Source organism: Emticicia oligotrophica DSM 17448, assembly GCF_000263195.1.
Classification (GTDB): Bacteria; Bacteroidota; Bacteroidia; order Cytophagales; family Spirosomataceae; genus Emticicia; species Emticicia oligotrophica.
Window position 1 is genome coordinate 1,211,480 of record NC_018748.1, and the last position, 22,337, is coordinate 1,233,816.

13 protein-coding genes are annotated in these 22,337 nt (G+C 37.6%); 7 read left to right on the forward strand and 6 right to left on the reverse strand.

Annotation, left to right across the window (positions count from 1 at the left end):
• The first annotated feature begins 6 nt into the window (after positions 1–6).
• From uvrA to EMTOL_RS05140, 7 genes are all read left to right on the forward strand, one after another.
• Positions 7–2,943 carry an excinuclease ABC subunit UvrA gene (uvrA, locus tag EMTOL_RS05110; protein WP_015028208.1) on the forward strand — a complete coding sequence of 979 codons (2,937 nt, stop codon included), beginning with the start codon at positions 7–9 and terminating at the stop codon, positions 2,941–2,943.
• Between the two features lie 84 nt (positions 2,944–3,027).
• Positions 3,028–4,476, forward strand: coding sequence for a c-type cytochrome domain-containing protein (locus EMTOL_RS05115; RefSeq protein WP_015028209.1), 1,449 nt, complete (start codon positions 3,028–3,030; stop codon positions 4,474–4,476).
• Between the two features lie 635 nt (positions 4,477–5,111).
• Positions 5,112–5,573 (forward strand): IS200/IS605 family transposase, encoded by a 462-nt coding sequence (gene tnpA, locus EMTOL_RS05120; RefSeq protein WP_015028210.1) that lies wholly within the window; start codon positions 5,112–5,114, stop codon positions 5,571–5,573.
• 150 nt (positions 5,574–5,723) lie between these two features.
• The gene (locus EMTOL_RS05125) at positions 5,724–8,963 is read left to right on the forward strand and encodes a DUF1553 domain-containing protein (RefSeq protein ID WP_015028211.1); all 3,240 of its coding nucleotides are present in this window, start codon (positions 5,724–5,726) and stop codon (positions 8,961–8,963) included.
• Entirely contained in the window at positions 8,941–10,443 is a 1,503-nt protein-coding gene (locus tag EMTOL_RS05130) for a DUF1501 domain-containing protein (RefSeq protein WP_015028212.1), read from the forward strand. The genes EMTOL_RS05125 and EMTOL_RS05130 overlap by 23 nt, the downstream gene beginning before the upstream one ends.
• 26 nt (positions 10,444–10,469) lie before the next feature.
• A complete protein-coding gene (locus EMTOL_RS05135; RefSeq protein ID WP_015028213.1) occupies positions 10,470–11,090 on the forward strand; it encodes a hypothetical protein in 621 nt (206 codons plus the stop codon).
• A 161-nt stretch (positions 11,091–11,251) separates the two neighbouring features.
• On the forward strand, positions 11,252–14,002 hold the full coding sequence (locus EMTOL_RS05140) for a carboxypeptidase-like regulatory domain-containing protein (protein ID WP_015028214.1): 2,751 nt from the start codon (positions 11,252–11,254) through the stop codon (positions 14,000–14,002).
• 77 nt (positions 14,003–14,079) lie between these two features.
• Here the strand turns inward: EMTOL_RS05140 and EMTOL_RS05145 are convergent, their stop codons facing one another.
• From EMTOL_RS05145 to EMTOL_RS05170, 6 genes are all read right to left on the reverse strand, one after another.
• Entirely contained in the window at positions 14,080–16,551 is a 2,472-nt protein-coding gene (locus tag EMTOL_RS05145; RefSeq protein WP_015028215.1) for a ribonucleoside-diphosphate reductase subunit alpha, read from the reverse strand.
• 508 nt (positions 16,552–17,059) lie between these two features.
• Positions 17,060–17,731, reverse strand: coding sequence for a thiamine diphosphokinase (locus EMTOL_RS05150; protein WP_015028216.1), 672 nt, complete (start codon positions 17,729–17,731; stop codon positions 17,060–17,062).
• A gap of 40 nt (positions 17,732–17,771) precedes the next feature.
• Positions 17,772–18,518, reverse strand: a complete 747-nt coding sequence (locus EMTOL_RS05155) for a glycosyltransferase family 2 protein (RefSeq protein WP_015028217.1) — start codon at positions 18,516–18,518, stop codon at positions 17,772–17,774.
• Positions 18,519–18,563: 45 nt separating this feature from the next.
• Complete coding sequence (locus EMTOL_RS05160; protein ID WP_015028218.1) at positions 18,564–19,835, reverse strand: SGNH/GDSL hydrolase family protein; 1,272 nt, start codon at positions 19,833–19,835, stop codon at positions 18,564–18,566.
• 267 nt (positions 19,836–20,102) lie between these two features.
• Positions 20,103–20,735 carry a carotenoid biosynthesis protein gene (locus tag EMTOL_RS05165; protein ID WP_015028219.1) on the reverse strand — a complete coding sequence of 211 codons (633 nt, stop codon included), beginning with the start codon at positions 20,733–20,735 and terminating at the stop codon, positions 20,103–20,105.
• A 39-nt stretch (positions 20,736–20,774) separates the two neighbouring features.
• Complete coding sequence (locus EMTOL_RS05170) at positions 20,775–22,244, reverse strand: FAD-binding domain-containing protein (protein WP_015028220.1); 1,470 nt, start codon at positions 22,242–22,244, stop codon at positions 20,775–20,777.
• Positions 22,245–22,337: the final 93 nt, after the last annotated feature.

The window sequence follows — 22,337 nt, forward strand, 5'->3', positions numbered from 1 at the left end:
AACTGGATGAACAATACCCCCAATACTCAATATACTAACGTTGAATCGCTTGACCCTAAACAACACATCATTATCAAGGGAGCGAAAGTAAACAATCTAAAAAACATTGATGTTGCTATTCCACGCAATAAATTGGTTGTCGTAACGGGCCTTTCCGGAAGTGGAAAATCTTCTTTGGCTTTTGATACACTTTTTGCCGAGGGGCAAAGAATGTACGTTGAGAGTTTAAGCTCGTATGCTCGTCAGTTTTTGGGGAGAATGGAAAAACCCGAAGTAGATTATATCAAAGGCGTTTCGCCAGCGATTGCTATCGAACAAAAAGTGGCCACTAAAAACCCTCGCTCGACAGTAGGTACAACCACCGAAATCTATGATTACCTCAAACTTCTTTTTGCTCGGGCAGGTATCACCTACTCGCCTGTTTCGGGGCAAGAAGTACGAAAAGATACCGTAACTGATGTAGTCAACTTTATTCTCTCGCATGAAGAAGGTACAAGGGTAATGGTTCTAACGCCTTTAAAAGTAAAAGAAGGAAGAAAAATTGAGAAAGAATTAGAACTCCTGTTACAAAAAGGCTATACGCGTATTGTTGTAGATGGCGAAATAAAACAAATTGAAGAACTCCAAGAAACCAAAACAAAGCTTTCTACTGAACAAGATTTAGAAATTCTAATTGATAGAGGTATTGTTAAACTCGACGATGAAGATACACAGTTTCGTTTCTCTGATTCTGTTCAAACAGCTTTTTTTGAAGGGGAAGGTGAATGTATTGTGGAGATTGTGCCCTCGACTTCGCTCGGGCAACAATCAACTTCACTTGGGCAACAATCAACTTCGATAGAGCAACAAATGCCCAAACAATCGATGCCCGAGCGTGGTAGCCGAGGGCCGAAAAGAAGTAAATTCTCAGATAAGTTTGAACTCGACGGAATAGCATTTGAAGAGCCAAGCGTAAATCTTTTCACATTCAATAATCCTTATGGAGCCTGCAAACGCTGCGAAGGCTACGGAAAAGTTTTGGGCATTGACCCAGAATTGGTGATTCCTGATAAAAACCTTTCAGTCTTTGAAGGAGCCATTGCTCCTTGGCGTACCGAACGCATGAGCGAATGGCTTACCCCGCTACTCAGAAATGGCATTCGTTTCGATTTTCCGATACATCGCTCTTATAAAGACTTATCGCCAGAAGAACAAAAATTACTTTGGACAGGCAATGCATATTTTCAAGGACTCGATGCTTTCTTTGCTGATATTGAAAGCCAAGTGCATAAAGTGCAATATCGGGTCATGCTTTCTCGCTACCGTGGCCGTACAGATTGCCCTGATTGTCGAGGTTCACGCCTGAGAAAAGATGCCAGTTATGTAAAAATTGGTGGCAAATCAATCGTCGATTTAGTATTAATGTCAATATCTGAAGTGGCAGAGTTTTTCAAGAACTTAGAGCTTCCAGAATATCAAAAAGCAGTTTCTAAAAGAATTTTAATCGAAATCAACAGTCGTTTAGAGTTCATGGAACGTGTAGGCTTAGGTTATCTTACGCTCAACCGCTTGGCTTCAACTTTATCGGGTGGTGAATTTCAACGTATCAAATTGGCTACTTCATTGGGGAGTTCGTTGGTTGGTTCGATGTATATTCTCGATGAACCAAGCATTGGTCTTCACCCACGTGATACCAAGCGTTTGGTAAGTGTACTTGAATCATTGCGTGATATGGGCAATACCGTTGTAGTGGTTGAACACGAGGAAGAAGTCATGCGTGCCGCTGACCAAATCATTGATATTGGCCCTAATGCTGGTACTTTGGGTGGTGAGTTAGTTTTTCAAGGTAGTTGGGAAGAAATTAACCAAACAGCAACAAATCAAGCCAGTATTTCGCATACCATCAATTTTTTGACAGGAATTGACCAAATTTCTACCCCAACTCAACGACGCCGTCCAACCGATTTTATTGAGTTAAAGGGAGCGAGAGAAAATAATTTAAAAGAAGTAGATGTGAAGTTTCCATTGGGCGTACTTACGGTCGTAACGGGCGTGAGTGGTTCAGGGAAATCGACATTAGTTCGTAAAATCTTATTCCCTGCAATTGCTCGTCTGAAAGGTGAATATAGCGAAGAAGCTGGAAAATATGCTGGTTTAGTAGGTTCACTCGACAGAATCACGCAGGTTGAAATGATTGACCAAAACCCAATTGGAAAATCTTCTCGTTCGAATCCTGTTACCTATATCAAAGCATACGATTATATTCGTCAGATGATGGCCGAACAACAGCTTTCAAAAGCACGAGATTATAAGCCTGCGTTTTTCTCTTTCAACGTTGATGGTGGACGTTGTGAAGCTTGCCAAGGTGAAGGAGAGCAAACCATCGAAATGCAATTTATGGCCGATGTACGCCTAAAATGTGAAAGTTGTGGCGGAAAGCGTTTCAAGCAGGAAATTCTGGAGGTAAAATATAATGAAAAAGATATTGCCGATATTTTGGCAATGACCGTTGACGAAGCCATTGAGTTTTTTAGCACCAGCGAGCCAAAACTGGCCGATAAACTTCGCCCATTACAAGATGTAGGCTTAGGATATATTCGTTTAGGACAATCGTCAAGCACACTTTCAGGCGGTGAAGCCCAACGTGTAAAATTGGCCTTTTTCTTGAGCAAAGGCAATGCCGATAAAGGCAAAACGCTTTTCGTATTCGATGAACCAACTACGGGTTTGCACTTCCACGATATCAAGAAATTATTGAAAGCCATCAATGCCTTAGTTGACCAAGGTGATACCGTAATTATTATCGAGCATAATATGGAGGTAATTAAATCGGCTGACTGGATTATTGATTTAGGACCAGAAGGTGGTGAAAAAGGCGGTTATTTGACATTTGAAGGAACACCCGAAGAAATGGTTAAACTCGAAGGAAATTATACAGCTGATTTTTTGAAAGGGAAAGTATAATAATCTGACTATAAACAACATTTTTACCTTTTTGCTGATTCATAAATTTGATTAATTTTGAAGAATCTTCAACCTAAGGTAAAAATGTTTTCATCAGAATTAATCGGCCACCTACATCCACTCATCGTACATTTACCCATCGGCATTCTGATTTTTGCCTATATAATGATGGTTCTTCAGTCGATTCAAAAATCAGACATGGAATCGGCTATTCATTTAGCTTTTCTTTTAGGAGCAATCTCATCGATATTTGCGTGCGTAGCGGGTTGGTTATTGGCTCAATCGGGTGACTATGAGACCGATGCTATCTTTAAACATCAATGGACTGGTATCAGCACTGCTATATTTAGTATGCTGGCTTGTTTCCTAAAAAAATATAGGTGGATTTTAGCCACTCTTAACATAATTTTACTAACAATTACGGGACATTTAGGCGGAAATCTCACGCATGGTGAGGATTATCTTTTTTCTTCTCAAAGTAAAACTCCAACCACAACAGATAGTACAACAATCGCTTCATTTGAAAATAATGATACCACTCAAAAAAACAACCAAACGCTCGTACGAAGGTCATTTGTTTACAGAGATAAGGTTGTGCCGATTCTGAAAACTAAGTGCTACAATTGCCACTCTGCCAGCAAAAAGAAAGGTGGTTTACGCTTAGATACAGAAACATTTATAAAAAAAGGTGGTAAAAATGGGCAAATTCTACTCCCTGGAAATCCAAGCAAAAGTACCTTATTTACTCATCTGATTTTACCAGAAGATGATGACAAACACATGCCACCAAAAGGGAAAACGCAACTTACCAAAAGTGAAATTTCGGCTATCCATTTTTGGATAAAAAAAGGAGCATCTTTCGCAGAAGAAATAGAAACCATCACGAATGAAAGTAATGTAACACCTATACCAAATTTAGCCATTCCCAATTCAAAAATCACTTCTGAAGAAATTACCAATATTCCTGTAAGCGAAAACGAAACTGACAAAAACACTGAAGTAAAATTACTCAGTCAGAATACGGAAGCGGCAAGCCCAGAAATTCTGGAAAAGTTAAAGCAACAAAATATCGGAATTGCTCATTTAGGTGATGGTTCAAATTACCTTTCGGCAAATTTTGTAAACGTCCGAAATTATCAACCATCCTTATTAGATAATTTAGAAAATATTACTAATCAACTTGTTAGGCTTCGACTCAGTAACCAGCCTATCAACGATGAGGCTGTTAAAAAAATCGCTAACTTTAAGAATCTAACGAGATTAAATCTCGAAAATACACGAATTTCCGATGTGTCTTTGGAGTATTTGAAAGCATTACCCAAGCTTCAACAACTCAATTTATATGGCACAAATATTACCGACAAGGGCTTGGCTGTTTTGACAAAATACCCTAATCTGAAAGTGATTTATTTATGGCAAACCAAAGTCAGTAAATCAGGTATTGAACAATTAAAAAAGTCATTGCCAAGCTTACAAATTGAAACTGGAGAGTTTCAATTCGCAAAACCAGATACGAATAGAAATATCAGATAAGTGTTTATTTTTTGTTTCTAACGATATTTAGTGCTTACAGCACATTTTCTCTAATCAATGAAAAACAATTATTGAAATTTAAACTACTTCGTCATGAGTTTTATATCGGTAGAAATAAGCGAAAAGTAGAAATTACTGCTCCGTCAGGAGCTATACCAACAACAATACTAATTCACACATAAATAAAAGTTTACTACCGATACATAGTGCTTACAGCACATTTTCTCTAATCAATGAAAAACAATTATTGAAAATAAACTACTCCGTCAGGAGTTTTATATCGGTAGAAATAAACGAAAAGTAGAAATTACTACTCCGTCGGGAGTTATACCAACAACAATGCTAATTTACAAATAAATAAAATATGATATTTTCTATTAATCCTAAATATTAAACTACTCCGTCAGGAGTTTTATATCGGTAGAAATAAGCGAAAAGTAGAAATTACTGCTCCGTCAGGAGTTATACCAACAACAATGCTAATTCACAAATAAATAAAATATGATATTTTCTATTAATCCTAAATATTAAACTACTCCGTCAGGAGTTTTATATCGGTAGAAATAAGCGAAAAGTAGAAATTACTGCTCCGTCAGGAGCTATACCAACTGCAATGCTAAAACACACCTAACAAAATGGCTAATACTTTCACACAAATACATCTGCATTTAATATTTGCAGTAAAATTTAGACAAAACCTCATTCAACGAGAATGGAAAGATAAACTTTATAAATACACAACTGGAATCATACAAAACAATGGTCATAAAGTTTTGATTATTAACGGAATGTCCGACCACATTCATATTTTAATCGGATTTCGCAGTACCCAAACTCTTGCTGATTTGATGCGAGATATTAAACAAATGACCTCTCTTTGGATAAATGAAAATAAATTAACTAAAAGTAAATTTGCTTGGCAAGAAGGTTATGCCGCATTTTCTTACGGACAATCTCAACTACCAATTATTATAAAGTATATTGAGAATCAAGAAGAACACCATAGAAAAAGAACATTTTTAGAGGAATATAAGGAATTTTTAAACCTATTTGAAATTTCATTCGATGAAAAGTATATTTTTAAGGAACCTGAGTAAATTGGTTTAGCTCCTACGGAGCATTTCGAATTTAGAAATAATATTTGCTACCGATATCTAACTCCTAACGGAGTACTTACACAGCACTGATTGCAATCACTTTACAATCATAATAAAGAAATCAAAAATTATTATTCAATAAATTCAATCATGAAAAAATACCTACTATTACTCGTTGCTTGTATTTATTTATGGTCATTCAAACCAAGTGGGCATCAGCTTTCCGCCCCCCCTAAATTACCTGAAGATGTAGCCATTGCCTATAAAAACTTACCTACAACCTTAGACTATAATCTTCATGTAAAACCAATTTTATCAGATAAATGCTTTGCTTGCCACGGCCCAGACAAAGCCAAACAAAAAGCAGGCCTTCGATTAGACTTAGCAGAAGCTGCTTACGCCCAACTTCCCGAAAGCCCAGGGAAAGTGGCAATTTCGCCCAAAAATTTAAAGAAAAGTGAGGTTTTTCATAGAATAGTCTCGAATGACCCAACTTACGTGATGCCTACACCCAAATCACATTTGAGCTTATCGGCCTACGAAAAAGCGGTTATCATCAAATGGATTGAAAATGGTGCAGTTTATCAACCTCATTGGGCTTTCGTGAAACCACAAAAAAGAGCAATTCCTTCTCTTAAAAATACGCTTGCTTTTTCTCCCATTAATCAAATTGATAATTTTATTTTCAGTCGCTTAGAACAAGAAGGTTTGTCGGCCTCAAAAGAGGCTTCAAAGGAAATTTTGCTGCGTCGTTTGTCTTTTGATTTAACTGGCCTGCCCCCAACTCTCGAAGAAATTGATGCTTTTTTGGATGATAATAGCCCCAATGCCTACGAAAAACAAGTAGATAGGTTACTAAATTCGCCACATTATGGTGAAAAAATGTCCACTGATTGGCTTGATTTAGCTCGCTTTGCCGATTCTCATGGTTATACTGTTGACCGACTTCGAGATATGTCGCCCTATCGAGATTGGGTAATTCGGGCTTTCAACGAAAACATGCCTTATAGCAATTTTATCCACCAACAACTGGCTGGCGATTTGTTTCCATCACCCACCAAAGATATGCTCATTGCTACGGCTTTCAATCGAAATCATCCGCAAAATTTGGAAGGAGGTATTGTAGAAGAAGAATTTCAAACCGAATATGTCATGGACAGAACCAATACTTTTGGTGATGCTTTCTTGGCGATGTCGGTTGGTTGTGCCCGATGCCACGACCATAAATATGACCCAATTTCACAGAAAAATTATTACGAATTATTCAGTTTCTTTAATAATATAAGAGAAGCTGGTCAGATTTCGTGGAATGATGACCTACCCACTCCTACCCTACTTTTACCGACTGCTGAGCAAGAAAAAGTAGTAGATTTCATTAAAAATTCCATTGCAGAACAAGAACAAAAAGTAATTGAAGCGAAAAATTCAGCTACAACAGATTTTGAAAAATGGTTAGAAAATAAAGAATATCAATCACTATTAAACAATGCTTTGCCACAAGCTAACTTACAAGGATTTTATACCTTTGAAGATTCACTTCGAAACAGTGTAAATCCTAAACAAAAAGGCGTGATGCGACGTGATGCCGGAACTCTTGATAAACCTACTTTCGAGCAAACCACCAAGGGTCAAGTGCTGCTTTTAGATGGCGATGTCTATGCCGATTTAAAAGATGTAGGTGTTTTTCGAAAGTCTGAGGCTTTTACGGTTGGTATGTGGGCCTACATTCCAAAGGAAATGAAAGATGGTGTGATTTTCCATAAAAGCAATGCCGAGCGTTTGTATAATTTCAAGGGCTACCACTTATTTCTACGAAATAATAAGTTAGAAATTACGATGGCTCACACCGCTCCTTCAAATGCCATTACAAAATTAAGTTTGAAAGACGCTCCTCGTGATAAATGGCTGCATTTGTGCATGACCCACGATGGCTCTGCCAAAGCCAACGGTTTCAAACTCTATCTTGATGGAGAAGAAATGACCATGGAAACCGTCATCGACCAATTATATAAAGACATTATTTTTTACTCAAAATCAGAGCCAGCATTGCAGATTGGCGGCTGGTGGCGTGGATTGGGTTTTAAAGGAGGAAAAGTTGACGATGCCATAGTTTACAGCCGAGCTTTAACGCCATTTGAAATAAAAATCTTAGCCAAAAAGGCTGATTGGGGCAATATTTCGAATAAATCTTCAAGTGAATTAAACCCCCAAGAAAAAGCGATTTTGAAAGAATATTATCTTTCGGCCATCAATCCAACAGTTTTATCGGCACAAAAAGAATTACAAAAGCTCCGAACGGCTTTATCTGATTCGAGCGAAAAAATTGCCGAAATTATGATTATGCAAGAAATGCCTAAACCAAAGGTTACTCACTTGCTACATCGTGGACAATATGATGCTTTGGGTGAAGAAGTAAAACCTAATACCCCGAAAGATATTCTATCATTTCCTGCCAATTTACCTAAAAATAGACTTGGTTTGGCTCAATGGCTTACCGATGAAAATAATCCGCTTACTGCAAGAGTAGCAGTAAACCGATTCTGGCAAAATTTCTTCGGTACAGGCATTGTAAAAACGACTGAAGATTTTGGGAATCAAGGCGAAATGCCGAGCCACCCCGAATTACTTGATTGGTTGGCTCTAAATTTTCAAAAAGATTGGGATGTAAAGAAACTCAATAAACTCATTGTTATGTCAGCCACGTATCGACAAGATTCAAAAGTAAGCAGAGAAGTTCGAGAACGTGACCCCGAAAATCGTTTGCTTTCACACGGGCCAAGCAATCGACTTTCTGCCGAAATGCTTCGTGATAATGCATTGGCAGTCAGTGGTTTATTGAATAAGAAAATTGGTGGTAAAAGCATCAAACCTTATCAACCCGATGGCCTTTGGGAAATCAATAATACCCAATATACCCAAGATTCGGGTGATGCTATTTATCGACGTAGCCTTTATATAGTTGTGAAGCGTTCTGTACCCAATCCGACTTTGGGAACATTCGATGCTCCTTCTCGCAGCTATTGTGTGGTTCGTCGACAAAAAACCAATACGCCTTTGCAAGCCCTCGTGACGCTCAACGACCCAACTTTTGTTGAAGCGGCTAAAGTGATAGGCGAAGCCATGGCCAAAGAAGCCGATACCCGAAAAGCGATTATTACTGTTTATAGGAAACTTAGTGGTAAAACTCCTTCTGAACGAGAGTTGGACTTACTCTTATCATTGCAAAAATCTGAATATGAGGAGTTTAAACAAAATCCTGATAAAACCAAAGGTTGGCTAAAAACTGGACTTTATAAAATTGACCCAGCTTTAGAAGCCGCCTCAGTAGCCGCCAATGCCGTAGTAGCAAGCACGATTTTAAACTCAGATGCAACCCTTACCAAAAGATAAAATGGCACACCACGACGATACTTTCAAACTTCATTCTCCTGAGTTTTCGGCATTGAATCGAAAGCTCGACCGACGTAATTTTTTACTCCGTTCGGCCTCAGGTTTGGGTGCAATGGCTTTGAGTAGTTTGATTAGTTCAAACGCAAGAGGAAATACACTCGAAGAGCAAATCATGAAAGCTTTGCCCAGTATTGCACCAAAAGCCAAACGAGTGGTTTATCTCTTTATGAGTGGAGGGCCTTCACAATTTGAAACTTTCGATTATAAACCAAAACTCGCTAATCTTTTTGGTCAAGGCTTACCCGATTCGGTTAGAAAAGGGCAAAGACTTACAGGTATGAGTGCCAATCAAGCGGTTTTACCGCTTGTTCCGTCGGCCTATAAATTTAATCAATACGGAAAAACTAAGACTTGGGTAAGTGATTTGCTACCTTACACGGCTCAAGTAGTCGATGATTTGTGTATCGTAAAATCTATGTTTACTGAGCAAATCAATCATGACCCCGCCATAACATTTTTTCAAACTGGACATCAATTGCCAGGTCGCCCTTCTATCGGCTCTTGGATGAGCTACGGTTTGGGTTCTGAAAATCAAAATCTGCCTGCGTTTATTGTTTTGGTTTCAAAAGATGCCTCGAAAGACCAGCCACTTTATGCTCGTTTGTGGGGCAATGGCTTCCTATCTTCTGAGCATCAAGGAGTGCAATTCCGCTCAGGTAAAGACCCTGTTTTATTTCTTAATAATCCCGAAGGTTATGACGGCCAAGACCGCCAACAAATGTTGGAATATTTGACCAAACTCAACCAATTGCAAAATGAAACTTGGGGTGACCCCGAAGTAGATGCCCGAATCGCACAGTACGAGATGGCGTATCGGATGCAGACCTCTGTTCCCGAAGTAATGGATACTTCTAAAGAACCCGATGAAGTTTTTGAGCTTTACGGAGAAGGTAGCCGAGATAAAGGAACGTATGCCGCCAATTGCCTTTTAGCTCGGAAATTACTCGAAAAAGACGTCAGATTTGTGCAGCTTTATCATCAAGGCTGGGACCATCACGGCTCCCTACCCAAAGGAATGGCTCACCAATGCAAGCAAACTGATAAAGCCACCGCCGCCTTGATTATTGATTTGAAAAGAAGAGGTTTACTGGAAGATACTTTGGTGGTTTGGGGTGGAGAATTTGGCAGAACAGTTTATTCGCAAGGTAAACTCACCAAAGATGATTATGGCCGAGACCACCACCCAAGATGCTTTACGATGTGGATGGCAGGTGCGGGTGTAAAATCGGGGTTTAGCTACGGCGAAACCGATGATTTTAGCTATAATATCATCAAAAACCCAGTGCATGTGCACGATTTTCAAGCAACTTTATTACATTTAATGGGAATCGACCATGAACAACTGACTTATAAGTACCAAGGTAGGCGTTTTAGATTAACCGATGTGCATGGACAAGTGATTAAAGGAATTTTGGCTTAATTAAACAGAGGAACAAGCATTGAGGAATGAAACATATTTGGGTAATTTTTAAGTTAATTTTATTGATAGTTTTTGCACTTCGACTACTCATTGCCAATCGCAAAGAAAAACAACCGAAGTTTCAACATGACCCTAAGCGTGGCCTATTCAACTTGTTTCACCAGCAAGTATTTTCTAAGAAAATTATGTTTCATTCAGAAGAATTGAGCAACGAACAACAGCTAAAGGAAATATTCAGAAAACAAATTCGTCCAAAAGAAGAAGCTTGGAAACAAGACGGCAAACTATTCGATGATTTTTTTGCTACTTTAAGTTTAGAAGAGCGAATGGTTTATGTAGCCTATCTTTCAAATAAAAGCTTTCAGAAAGGTAGTATTTTCAATTTTCTATGGTACAAAACCGAATGGATTATTGCTTTTGGGCAAATGCTAAAACATCTAAAAGCGGATAACCTGTATTTCCTCTTTGAAGTCGTCGTCATCGAATCTTGCCATTTCGATATTGAAAGCATTTCGCAAGAAAACCAAGATTTCTTTCAACTCGAACTCCACCCCGACGGTAGCCAAGAACATGAGTCCGTGAAGCAATTTGACAAAGTATTCAGACCCGAAGAATTTTATGGGCTTGTACTTCAAAAAATTCAATAACTAAGTATTCCCTTTAAAAATGGGGATGCTTAGGAAACGAAAAAATGAAGGTTTTACGTCGAAATATTTCGTTAATTCTATCTTTTAAATACTATTACTAAAATATTTTCGTTACAAAAAGATTGTAAAGTTCTGACTACACAATTTAACTATTATTTATCATGAATTTGCTTTTCCGCTCCAACCTCTTCAAATTGTGTTATTTTTTTCTTTTAAGCTCCAATCTCTTTGCCCAAACATTCAGTATAAAAGGTGTAGTTCGCGATGCCAAAACTTCTGAAATAGTACCTTTTGCCAATGTTTTTGTAGCTAATACTACCAAAGGAACGAGTTCAAACGAAAAAGGAGAATATACCCTTTCAAAAATCCCTTTTGGAACAGTCATCGTATCGGTTTCGATGGTGGGCTATGCTCCCGCTCGCCAAACCATTAGGATTGAAACCGAAGGAACAAAGGAAGTTGACTTTACCATTAATCCGATTGAACAAGAACTCAGTGAAGTAAAGGTTTCGGCCAATAGAGATAAAACTTGGGAAAAACAATTTCAACGTTTTTCGAAAAGTATTTTAGGAGATTCTCCTTTATCTAAGTTATGTAATATCAAAAATAATTACCTGATTGATTTCGAAGACACTAAAGGGACATTAAAAGCCACCGCTAAACAGCCCATCGAAATTGAAAATCTTGCTTTAGGGTATAGAATGTTCTTTACACTAACTAACTTTATTTTAGCCAATGAAGAAATTCAATACCAAGGTTATGCTCGCTTTGAAGAACTCAAACCTGTAAGCGAAAAAGAGGCAAGCAAATGGAAACAAAACCGGTTAATGGCTTTTGAAGGTTCTGACCGGCACTTATTTTGGGCTTTGGCTCAAAGAAAACTAAAAACTGAAGGCTATGAAGCATTTGTCGATGCTGCAGGTTTCAATCCAGCCAACCGAACCGCCAATTTTTATGGCCAATTAGGGAAAAGTATTCTAGCTTACCCCCTCGATTCGATTGTTAGAAAAGGTAAAATAGCTACTGAATATCGAATTAGATTTCCAAAACGTATCGAACTCCATTTTGCTAGTCCTTATTATAATGGTCAGTTTTACCGTGATGATACCCGTATGATTTCGTGGATTGAAAGTTTAAAAGATTTAGATTTTAACGACCGAGGCATCATCCAAAACCCCAAAGATTTGGTTATTTCTGGTTTTATGAGTAGTAAGCGTTTGGCAGAAATGCTTCCGCTTGATTATTTGCCTAATGAAAATGTCGAGCGAGAAATTCCTAAAGAAAAAATCAATGTTTCTCTCGACTCCACCACCCAACGAAGTATTTGGCGTTTGCAAGAACGCGTACAGCTTATCAGTAATAAAGCCTATTATCATCCAAACGAAAATCTTTGGTTTGCGGGAAGAATGCACTACGCAGATGCCACAATGAGCGACTCTATCAGTAAAGTGGTTTATGTAGAATGGATTAGCCCACAAAATGAATTAATTGCTCGACAAAAACACCACGTCGACTCCCTGCAATTTAAAGGAATGATAGCTTTACCCAATGACCTTGCTTTAGGAAATTATCGGATTCGTGCTTATACCCAATGGATGCGTAATTTTGGAGATAGCTGTTTCTATGAGCAAATTATACCGATTATTTCGCCTAGACAATATGTAGTTTCTGCCCAAAACTTCCCACCTAAAACGTATTTTAAGATAACGACCGATAAAAAGGCCTATCAAAAACGTGAAAAAATCAATGTAAAAATTGAAGGAATTGAAAGTAAAAATTTTTGTATCTCAGTTACCGACACCATGGCTGTTCGTTCGTGTAATACTTTAGTAAGTTCTAATAGTAGTTTTTTGCCAGCCACCTCATTCAAAACGATTCCAGAGTTTAAATTTTTAGCAGAAACAGGGCTTAAACTTTCAGGTAAGGTACTTGATAAAAATAACAAGCCTACACTGGCAAATATTATTTTTTACTTCGGTCAAAATCAATATCCACTAACAACACAAACTGATGCCGAAGGACATTTTTCTGTTTCGGGTATTCAGTTAAGCGATACTACTGATATTAGCTATCAAGCCACCGATTTGAAAGGTAAACTCCTTGAGAAAGTACTCTTTGACGTAGAGGATTTCCCTACTATCAAGCCCTCAAATATAAAGCTCAATTTCATAGTAAAAGACTTACCCTCAGCGGTTTTAATTGAAAATAATATTGATATTCCCAAAGATGCAATTGCATTAGAGGAAGTGAGTGTAACCACCAAACGTACTGAAAAACAGTTTGTAAGTAAACCACTCTACGGAAACCCCGACTTCACTGTATTTTCAAAGGAAATAAGTCCCGCATTATCTGGCATGAATCCCGTTTTGGCACTACAGGGTAAAGTACCGGGCTTACAAGTAGTACTAGCAGCCGATGGCATAATTAGAGTACGCATGCGTGCTGGACAAAACTCTATTGAAGGTGATTCTGCTCCGCTCTACTTAATTGATGGTTTTCCAGTAGAAAATGTTAATTCATTAATGAATGTTAGTATGGATAACATTGACCGCATCGAGGTATTAAAAACCGCCCGTGCCATGTTTGGTTCTAGGGGTGCCAACGGTGTTATTGCGATTTATACTAAATCATCAGTTGTAAAGCCTTCCGAGAGAAATAATAATGGTTTAAAATCAAGTACCAAAATGCTGAGCATTGTAGGATATAAATCTTATAAACCATTTTTTAGTCCAAATTATAGTTCAGCACAAGCTAAAGAATCTAACAAATTTGATATTCGAACGACCATTTTTTGGCTTCCGAATCTTACGAGCAACACCTTCTCTTTTTATGCGGCCGATAATGCTGGGGTTTACAGAATTTTAGCAAAAAATGGCGAAGAAATTGCCGAAACCTATGTAGAAATCAGATAATTCAAATAAAAAACCACCCTTTGGGGGTGGTTTTTATAGATTATATTAAGAAAAAGCATAGTCAAGTCGGAATCCTATTATGAGCCACACATTTCGCAACCTTCTGGGTCATCAAGCGAGCATTGCATTGCTGCGTACTGATATTCTGCTTCACTTGAAAAAGTTGCTGCTGCAGTTGCTTTAGCAGTTTGTTCTTCAGCATATTTTACATAGTCTAAAGGTTTTTCTGATACCGCCGATGTTGCAGGTACAACCTCAGCAATTGCTTGGCGGTCAACTGTAAATTTCACTGCATCAGAAGCTGCTTTCGTACGTAGGTAATACATACCTGTTTTCAAGCCCGCTTTCCATGCGTAGAAATGCATCGAAGTAAGTTTTCCGAAATTGGCATTTTCCATAAAGATATTAAGCGACTGACTTTGGCAAATGAATGCTCCACGGTCGGCTGCCATATCAATAATGGTTTTTTGTTTGATTTCCCACGCTGTGCGGTACAAATCTTTCAGGTTTTGTGGAATCTCTGCAATTCCTTGTACTGAACCATTAGCGGCAATTAGTTTGTTTTTCATGGTATCGTTCCACAAACCAATTTTCACTAAATCTTTCAGTAAATGTTTGTTTACAACTACAAACTCACCAGAAAGTACACGACGTGTGTAAATATTTGATGTATATGGCTCAAAACACTCGTTGTTACCCAAAATTTGGCTCGTTGAGGCCGTCGGCATTGGAGCAACTAATAAAGAGTTTCTTACGCCATGTGTTTTTACTTTTTCACGTAATTCTTCCCAATTCCAGCGACCAGAATCTGGAGATACGCCCCACATGTCAAATTGGAAAATACCTTGCGAAATTGGCGAGCCTTCCCATGTTGAATAAGGGCCATCGGCCATAGCCATTTCCATTGAAGATTCCATGGCCGCAAAGTAGATTGTTTCGAAGATTTCTTTATTTAATCTACGAGCTTCATCAGACTCAAACGGCATTCTCAAGGTAATAAAAGTATCGGCCAAACCTTGAACCCCCAAACCAATCGGGCGGTGACGCAGGTTACTACGCTCAGCCTCTATTACTGGGTAATAGTTTACATCAATTACTTTATTAAGGTTTTTAGTAATCACCTTCGTTACTTCATAAAGTTTTTCGTGATCAAACTTCATGAAACCAGTTTTCTCATCCTTAACAATGTATTTGGGTAGAGCAATCGAAGCTAAATTACAAACCGCAACCTCATCAGGAGCCGTATATTCAATAATCTCCGTACAAAGATTCGAAGATTTGATAGTCCCTAAGTTCTTCTGATTTGATTTCTTATTGGCTGCATCTTTATAGAGCATGTATGGTGTGCCTGTCTCAATTTGAGACTCCATAATAGCAAACCATAAATCTTGTGCTTTAATAGTTTTGCGAGCTTTCCCCTCTAATTCATATTTTTCGTAAAGCTTCTCAAACTCTTCTCCGTAGCAGTCAGATAAACCTGGAGCTTCATTCGGGCAGAATAACGACCAAGTGTCATTAGCTTCTACGCGTTTCATGAATAAATCAGAAATCCAAAGTGCATAGAATAAATCTCTGGCACGAAGTTCTTCTTTACCGTGGTTTTTTCTCAAATCTAAGAATTCAAAGATATCGGCATGCCAAGGCTCAATGTAGATAGCAAAAGAACCTTTTCTTTTACCACCACCTTGGTCAACGTAGCGAGCAGTATCGTTGAACACACGTAGCATCGGCACGATACCATTTGAAGTGCCATTAGTACCTTTAATGTATGAACCAGTAGCACGTACATTATGGATGGCTAAGCCAATTCCACCAGCTGACTGTGAAATTTTTGCTGTTTGCCCAAGTGTATCGTAAATACCAGTGATACTATCTTCTTTAATCGTCAATAAGAAACATGATGAAAGTTGTGGTTTCGGCGTACCAGCATTGAACAATGTTGGGGTTGCGTGTGTAAACCAACGCTCCGACAATAATTCATAAGTTTCCAGTACACGGTCAATGTCTTCGCCATGAATACCTACTGCTACACGCATAAGCATGTGCTGTGGACGCTCAACAATTTTTCCGTTTACTTTTAATAGATAAGATTTTTCAAGGGTTTTATAACCAAAATAATCATAACCAAAATCTCGGTCATAGATAATTGCAGAATCAAGCAAAGCGGCATGTTTCTGAATTACTTTCCATGTGTCTTTGGCGATTAAAGAGGCATTTTGGCCAGTTTTCGGGTCGATGTATTGATACAACATTTTCATTGTACCCGAAAATGACTTAAGAGTGTTCTTATGGAGGTTAGAAATAGCAATCCTTGCCGCTAAAATAGCGTAATCAGGGTGCTTGGTTGTCATCGAAGCAGCCGTTTCAGCAGCTAAACTATCTAACTCTGATGTAGAAACACCATCGTAGATACCTGCTACTACTTTCATGGCAACCTCAACGGGTTGGACAAATGCTGGCTCTAAGCCATAACAAAGTCGCTCAATACGAGCAGTGATTTTGTCGAACTTTACCGACTCGCGGCGTCCGTCTCTTTTAATTACAAACATAGGCAGCCTTTTTAAAAGTGTTTTATGGGATTCACAACAATGTCTTAAGCAAACCAAAAAAATGGTTTAATAAAGGAATCTTAGCTTTAAAACTAATTATATTATTTACGTAATTTATGTGACTGCTAGTCACTTTTTGGATTCACTAAAAAAAATTATAAAGCAGTCTATGTAAGGTCAAATTTACTACATACTGTAAGTAAGTAACAGATGTAAAATTAGTAAAATATCAAGGCATATAAAAATCCAAAAACTATACCTATTGACCGATAATTAAAAAGTGTAATATTAAGAGAATATTAAGAACTAATAATCAGTTAGTTACTTAACAGTGAGATAGGAAAAGTCTAATAAAAAAGTTATCCACATTAAATAAACTATTTTTGCTTCTCCAATTAGAGTCTTTTAAGTTGCAGTTTGTGGCTATTTTCATTGACAAATGTAAATATTTTATTTTCAGAAAAAAAAGAAAATTCTGAAAAAGTTATCCACATTGAAAATTGAATTATTAGTCATGGCACTCCATTAGTAAGAGGTCTCCTGATTTGTACGAAACTCTAACAATTCCATCAGCCGCAACTTCATTACTATTTCCCGAACGATAACCCAATATAAGTTCCTCATTATCAATATTATAAACAAGATTTTCGGTTATAATTCCAGTAGCAGAACCAATAGGAATAAGTGAGATTTGTGTACCTTTCGCATACCACTTTTCAAAGCTTGCAGGAAAGGGCAGCAAAGGGTAGATAACTGAGAAATCATCTATCATAACAATCGAAAGTTTACTTTTGTAACGAACGATATTAGTCATGTTCGTAATGGCATGGTCAGCTCTTCGACCCGTTGCCCAAACCACATTTGCCGCAGGAAAACCTCTATTAATTAAAAAATCGAAAGCTTTTTCAAGGTCTGTTTTATCTTGGTCTGGCGTGTAAACAATCTCAATCGGGTATTGGCTTTGTTCAATTTCTTGTAAATTTATATCTCTATCAAAATCGCCTAAAAGCACATCGACTTTGATTCCAAGAGAAATGACACGGTGAATGGCATTATCAAGCACAACTACAAATGGACTCCATTCTAATAGCTGCCCAAGTAATTCTACACTACAACTTTCGCCATTGGCAATAATAAGAGCCGGTTCCTGTTTTTCACGTACGATATGATGAGACGACATACTCAAAGTTATTAAATTTCGACAAACATAATGGCAAAAATTACTTCACAATCCATTGAAATAATTTTGAAATAGGCTTCGCATAAAGTGTGTACCAACGAGGCACAAGACCATTCTCAGCCCATGCTCGACGGTCTTCTTTATTGGCTCTAATTCTGTTTTTAAGAGAAGCATTACTTGTACCGCCTGTACGCATTTTCATGAGTACTTCGGGAATATAAAAAGAAGAGAGTTTATGCTTATAAAGCATTCGAAGCATCAGTTCGTAATCTCCTGCACTACGATACGAGATATTATAAAACCCATATTTATCATAGGCTGCTTTAGTCAAGAAAAAGGCAGTATGTGGGGGCATCCAGCCATTCAAAAAGCGTTTACGATTATATGAGCCTGATATCCAGTTACGGACAATTTTATTCGTATCTGCAAAATCTACGTAATATAAGTCTCCATAAACCGAATCTGCTTTTGATTCTTTGAAAGCTTTTGCAACTTTACTAATCACCTGATTATTAGGGTAAAAATCATCCGAACCCATTACGCCTATCGCATAGCCAGTAGCCATTTTTACGCCCTTATTCATGGCATCATAAATACCATTATCTTTTTCTGAAACCCACTTAATTTTATCTCCGTAGGATTTCAAAATCTCAACAGTACCATCTTTTGAGCCTCCGTCAACAATTATGTATTCGATTGATGGATAGTCTTGTGCCAGTACGCTATCAATGGTATCTTTAATGGTGGCAGCTGAATTAAACGCAACAGTGATGATTGAGATTTTCATTATTATGGGCTTCGCTAAAGAGTAAGCCTTAGTGAAGTAAAGCTATCATTTGATTTTTAAACCTTCAAATTTACTAACATCAAGCGTAGGAATTGTGGTTTTGAGCGAATTTTTATAATTTTCGTTGATAACCTTGATAATTTCGTTGGCAATGACAGCCGAGCCTCTTGGTGTTGGATTGATACCATCAAGACTAAAAAAACCTCCAGTTAGCGGAGAACTTTCAAATGTCAAGCCATTGACGGTATAAGTTTTGTTTTTGATTTTCGTATATAAGCTATTCAAATCAAAAAGTGTAATTGACCGCTTTTCTGCCTCAAATTTTAGAATTCCATTAAAATCATTCTGACGTGCAGCAATAATATTTATTTCATCTTTATCTAACACTTCCTCGTTACTTAGCGGATATGCCGCCGTGAAGCCTTTTTTCTGACCTACGGCATTTACTTTTCCTACATTCGGAATGGCATCTATTAAGATTTTATCATTGGCTGTGGCCGCTCTAATAACCCCATTACCCGCAGTAATATATATTTCTGTTACCCCTAAATTTTTAGATAATTCAGCAAACGAGTAAAAGTTGAAATAGGGTAAATCAAGAATATTTGGAAGATTGGTTAGAATACCTGGAGCCTTATTAACAACCAAAGCATCGAGCAATTTTTGAATATTGATAGCAAAAGACGAGGTTTCTGTCATGGCAATTTTACCACCCGAAACCGCATAAACTAACAAATCTTGCTCACCCAAACTCAGCGTAAAAAAACTTGGGCTACTTTCTTTAACGAAATCAGTATAAGATAGTTCTTCCTTACTCACTGGTAAAATTCGCTCAAAAAATGGGTTAAATCCTTGAGTTTTGGCATTTCCTAAACCAGCTTTGTTGATATCAGCTACACGCAAACCTACAACCCCATAATTATTATTAATACTTGCATATTTACTTAAAACAAATGGAGAAGTGCTTACCACACCTAACTTATCTGTAACTTTATTAAATACAGGAGCGATGTTACTCAATGTTGTAGTTAAATAACCTGTTCCGTTTTCTTGACCTGCAGGAAAAAGAGCTTGCTCAAACTTTACTCCAGCTTGTTGAGCAATTAGATTAGGAAAAGCGGTGAGTTGTCCTTCACGATATAAGCCGCCATTGGTATAACCAGCTGTGAGCGAACCACCAACAGCTATATACTTAGAGAAAATAGCATCTCCATTACTCGCTAAAATAGGACTGGTATCTTCTGTTTGGGTTTCGCAGCTACTAATTAATGCTAAACCAGTAAAAGCAACAGCAAGTATTCTTAGAAAGGGTTTCATCGTGGCGTGTATTTTTCTGTTAATAGGTCAATATTGTACTTTCAAAAATAATGATTGAACTTCATGCTAAAAAGTTGTAAGGTCAATAAAGTTTTACGCAATTATAAAAATACCATCGCAATAAAAATGATGGCATGCAGATAACGCTAATTTCTAAAAAACTGCTGATTTTCGCCTAAAATATAATAAAATCTGCGAAAATTAGCGTTAATAAATCTGTACTATCTGCGGATTAAAAATTTGTAACAATATCATAATTCTGAAGTTTTAAAACAATAAACTTTGAATTCCGAAAAAGCAAATTTGTAGAATAAGTAGCACAAGTGCAATCTTATTATCTTTACGAAAAGGTAACCAATGGAAAAGTGTCAGTAAAAAAGCAGATACCAAAAACCAACCAATATAATTTTGTAAGGGTGGTAATTGCCCAAACCACGACCACATTTCTAAACGAATTGCGATGGGTTCAGCCAAATAATCGAACATTGTCATGAGTAAAGCTCCGTAAAGGACTTTAAAGTAAAGCGGCTTATTGACCCGACAAAACGAACTACCCACACAATAAACCAAAAGTAGCCAGTTAACACCAATCAATGGCGGGGTTTCTAATATTTTAAACCCAAGGGTTGTATCATAGCGATAATGCCCAAAAATCAAGCCCGTATTTACACCAACCACTTCAACGAAATAGCCCACCAAGAAAGCTACTACAATAAAAATAACGAAACTCCGATTCCATTCATTATGAAAATAAAGCAAAATACCTAAAGAGGCCAAGAGATTAAAAGGAGTCAGAAACTTAAAAAGCGTAGCGGTTACATCAAGATTTAACCCTATAATGCCTGCCACGTACATGGAAGTTAGAAGATAAATGAATGGTTTATGTTTCACTGCTATCATTTGAGAATTATCGTGTAGTTTGATTCTGAAAAGTAAATCTTACCTTTTCCTATTTCTTACAACCTGTTTATTTAAAATTCGTTTATTTTCGACTCGAACTAATTGCTGTTTTCTAATTCCCCAAATTTGCTCTTTGGCTTTTTTGGATGCCTCTTCTAAATCAATTATTGGAAAAGGATAATTTTCTCCCAACCTGAAATTATATAATTCTTGTTCCATTGGAGTCATTTTCCATGGTTCATGAATAAAGTTTTCGGGGCAATTTTCGAGTTCTTTAACCCATGTTTTTATAAAGATACCATTAGGGTCATGGTCCTGCGATTGCTTCACAGGGTTATACATTCTTACGGTATTCATGCCTGTTACGCCCGCTTGCATTTGAAACTGAGGATAATGAATACCCACTTCAAAATCAAGAAACTGTTGAGCCAAGAATACTGCACCCGTTTTCCAATGTTGGAAAAGTTGATGGGTTAGAAAAGAAACGACCATTGCTCTCATTCGGAAGTTTAGGTAACCAGTTTGGCATACACATCGCATACAGGCATCTATAAGCGGATACCCCGTAAGCCCACTTTGCCACCTTTCTATAAAATACTCATTATCAATCCTCTCTATATCATCATAGCCTCGATTTAAGTTTTCAAACTCCATTCGGTCTTCCATCTCAAATTTTTGAATGAAATGGCAATGCCAGTGAAGTCGTGAAATAAAGTTATCTAAATCTCTTCGATGAGCGACTTTCTTCTTGGCATTTTGTGCATATTGATATACCTGTCGAATCGACAAATTTCCCCAAGCGATATAAGGAGAAAGACGGCTACATCCTTTTCGACTTTCGAGCGGTTTTGAAATATGTTTTGAATAATTTTTAGCTCGTTCGCTCAAAAAACTTTGCAGATAACGATGAGCATAAGTTTCTCCTCCCGGCTGAAAATTATTAGCATCTTTCAGCAAATAATCGTTTGGCAAGAAACGCTTGTAAATTTCATTGGATTCATCAAAGACTAAGCAATCACCTCTTAGTTTTGTCCAATTTGGCACATCCCAAGGTTTTTGCATTTGTGCTTTCCAATATTCAGCCCAATTATCTCGATTCTTCAGTTTACGGACTACCCCATTCGTTTGAAATTCCCGCCATTCAATAGCAGTTTCCTTAAAAAACAGACTCAATTCTTTATCTCGGTCATAAGTAATCCGAAGCCCAGTTTCTTCGTAAGAGAAAACCTTTTTAAGCTGATATTTTTGATGAATTGCATGAAATATTTCCTTAGCATTACCTTGTAAAATCGTAATTCGAAGAAGTGGATTGGCTTCTGATAATTGCCGATTGAGGTCGTTGAGCGATTGCTGAACAAAATTCCAATGCCGTGGACTATAATGTGAATCAGCCATGATGTTTGGTTCCCAGATGTAGAGCATCAAAAACGACTCGCCATCTTCAATAGCGGCTTTCAAAGCAGCGTGGTCGCTGAGGCGTAAATCTCTTTTAAACCAAACAATGTTCATAGCCAAACAACCACAATCATTTAGCTTTTGTTTATTTAGATATATGACTATTTAAAGAAAACACTTCATAATTATTACAAAACGTCATACCTA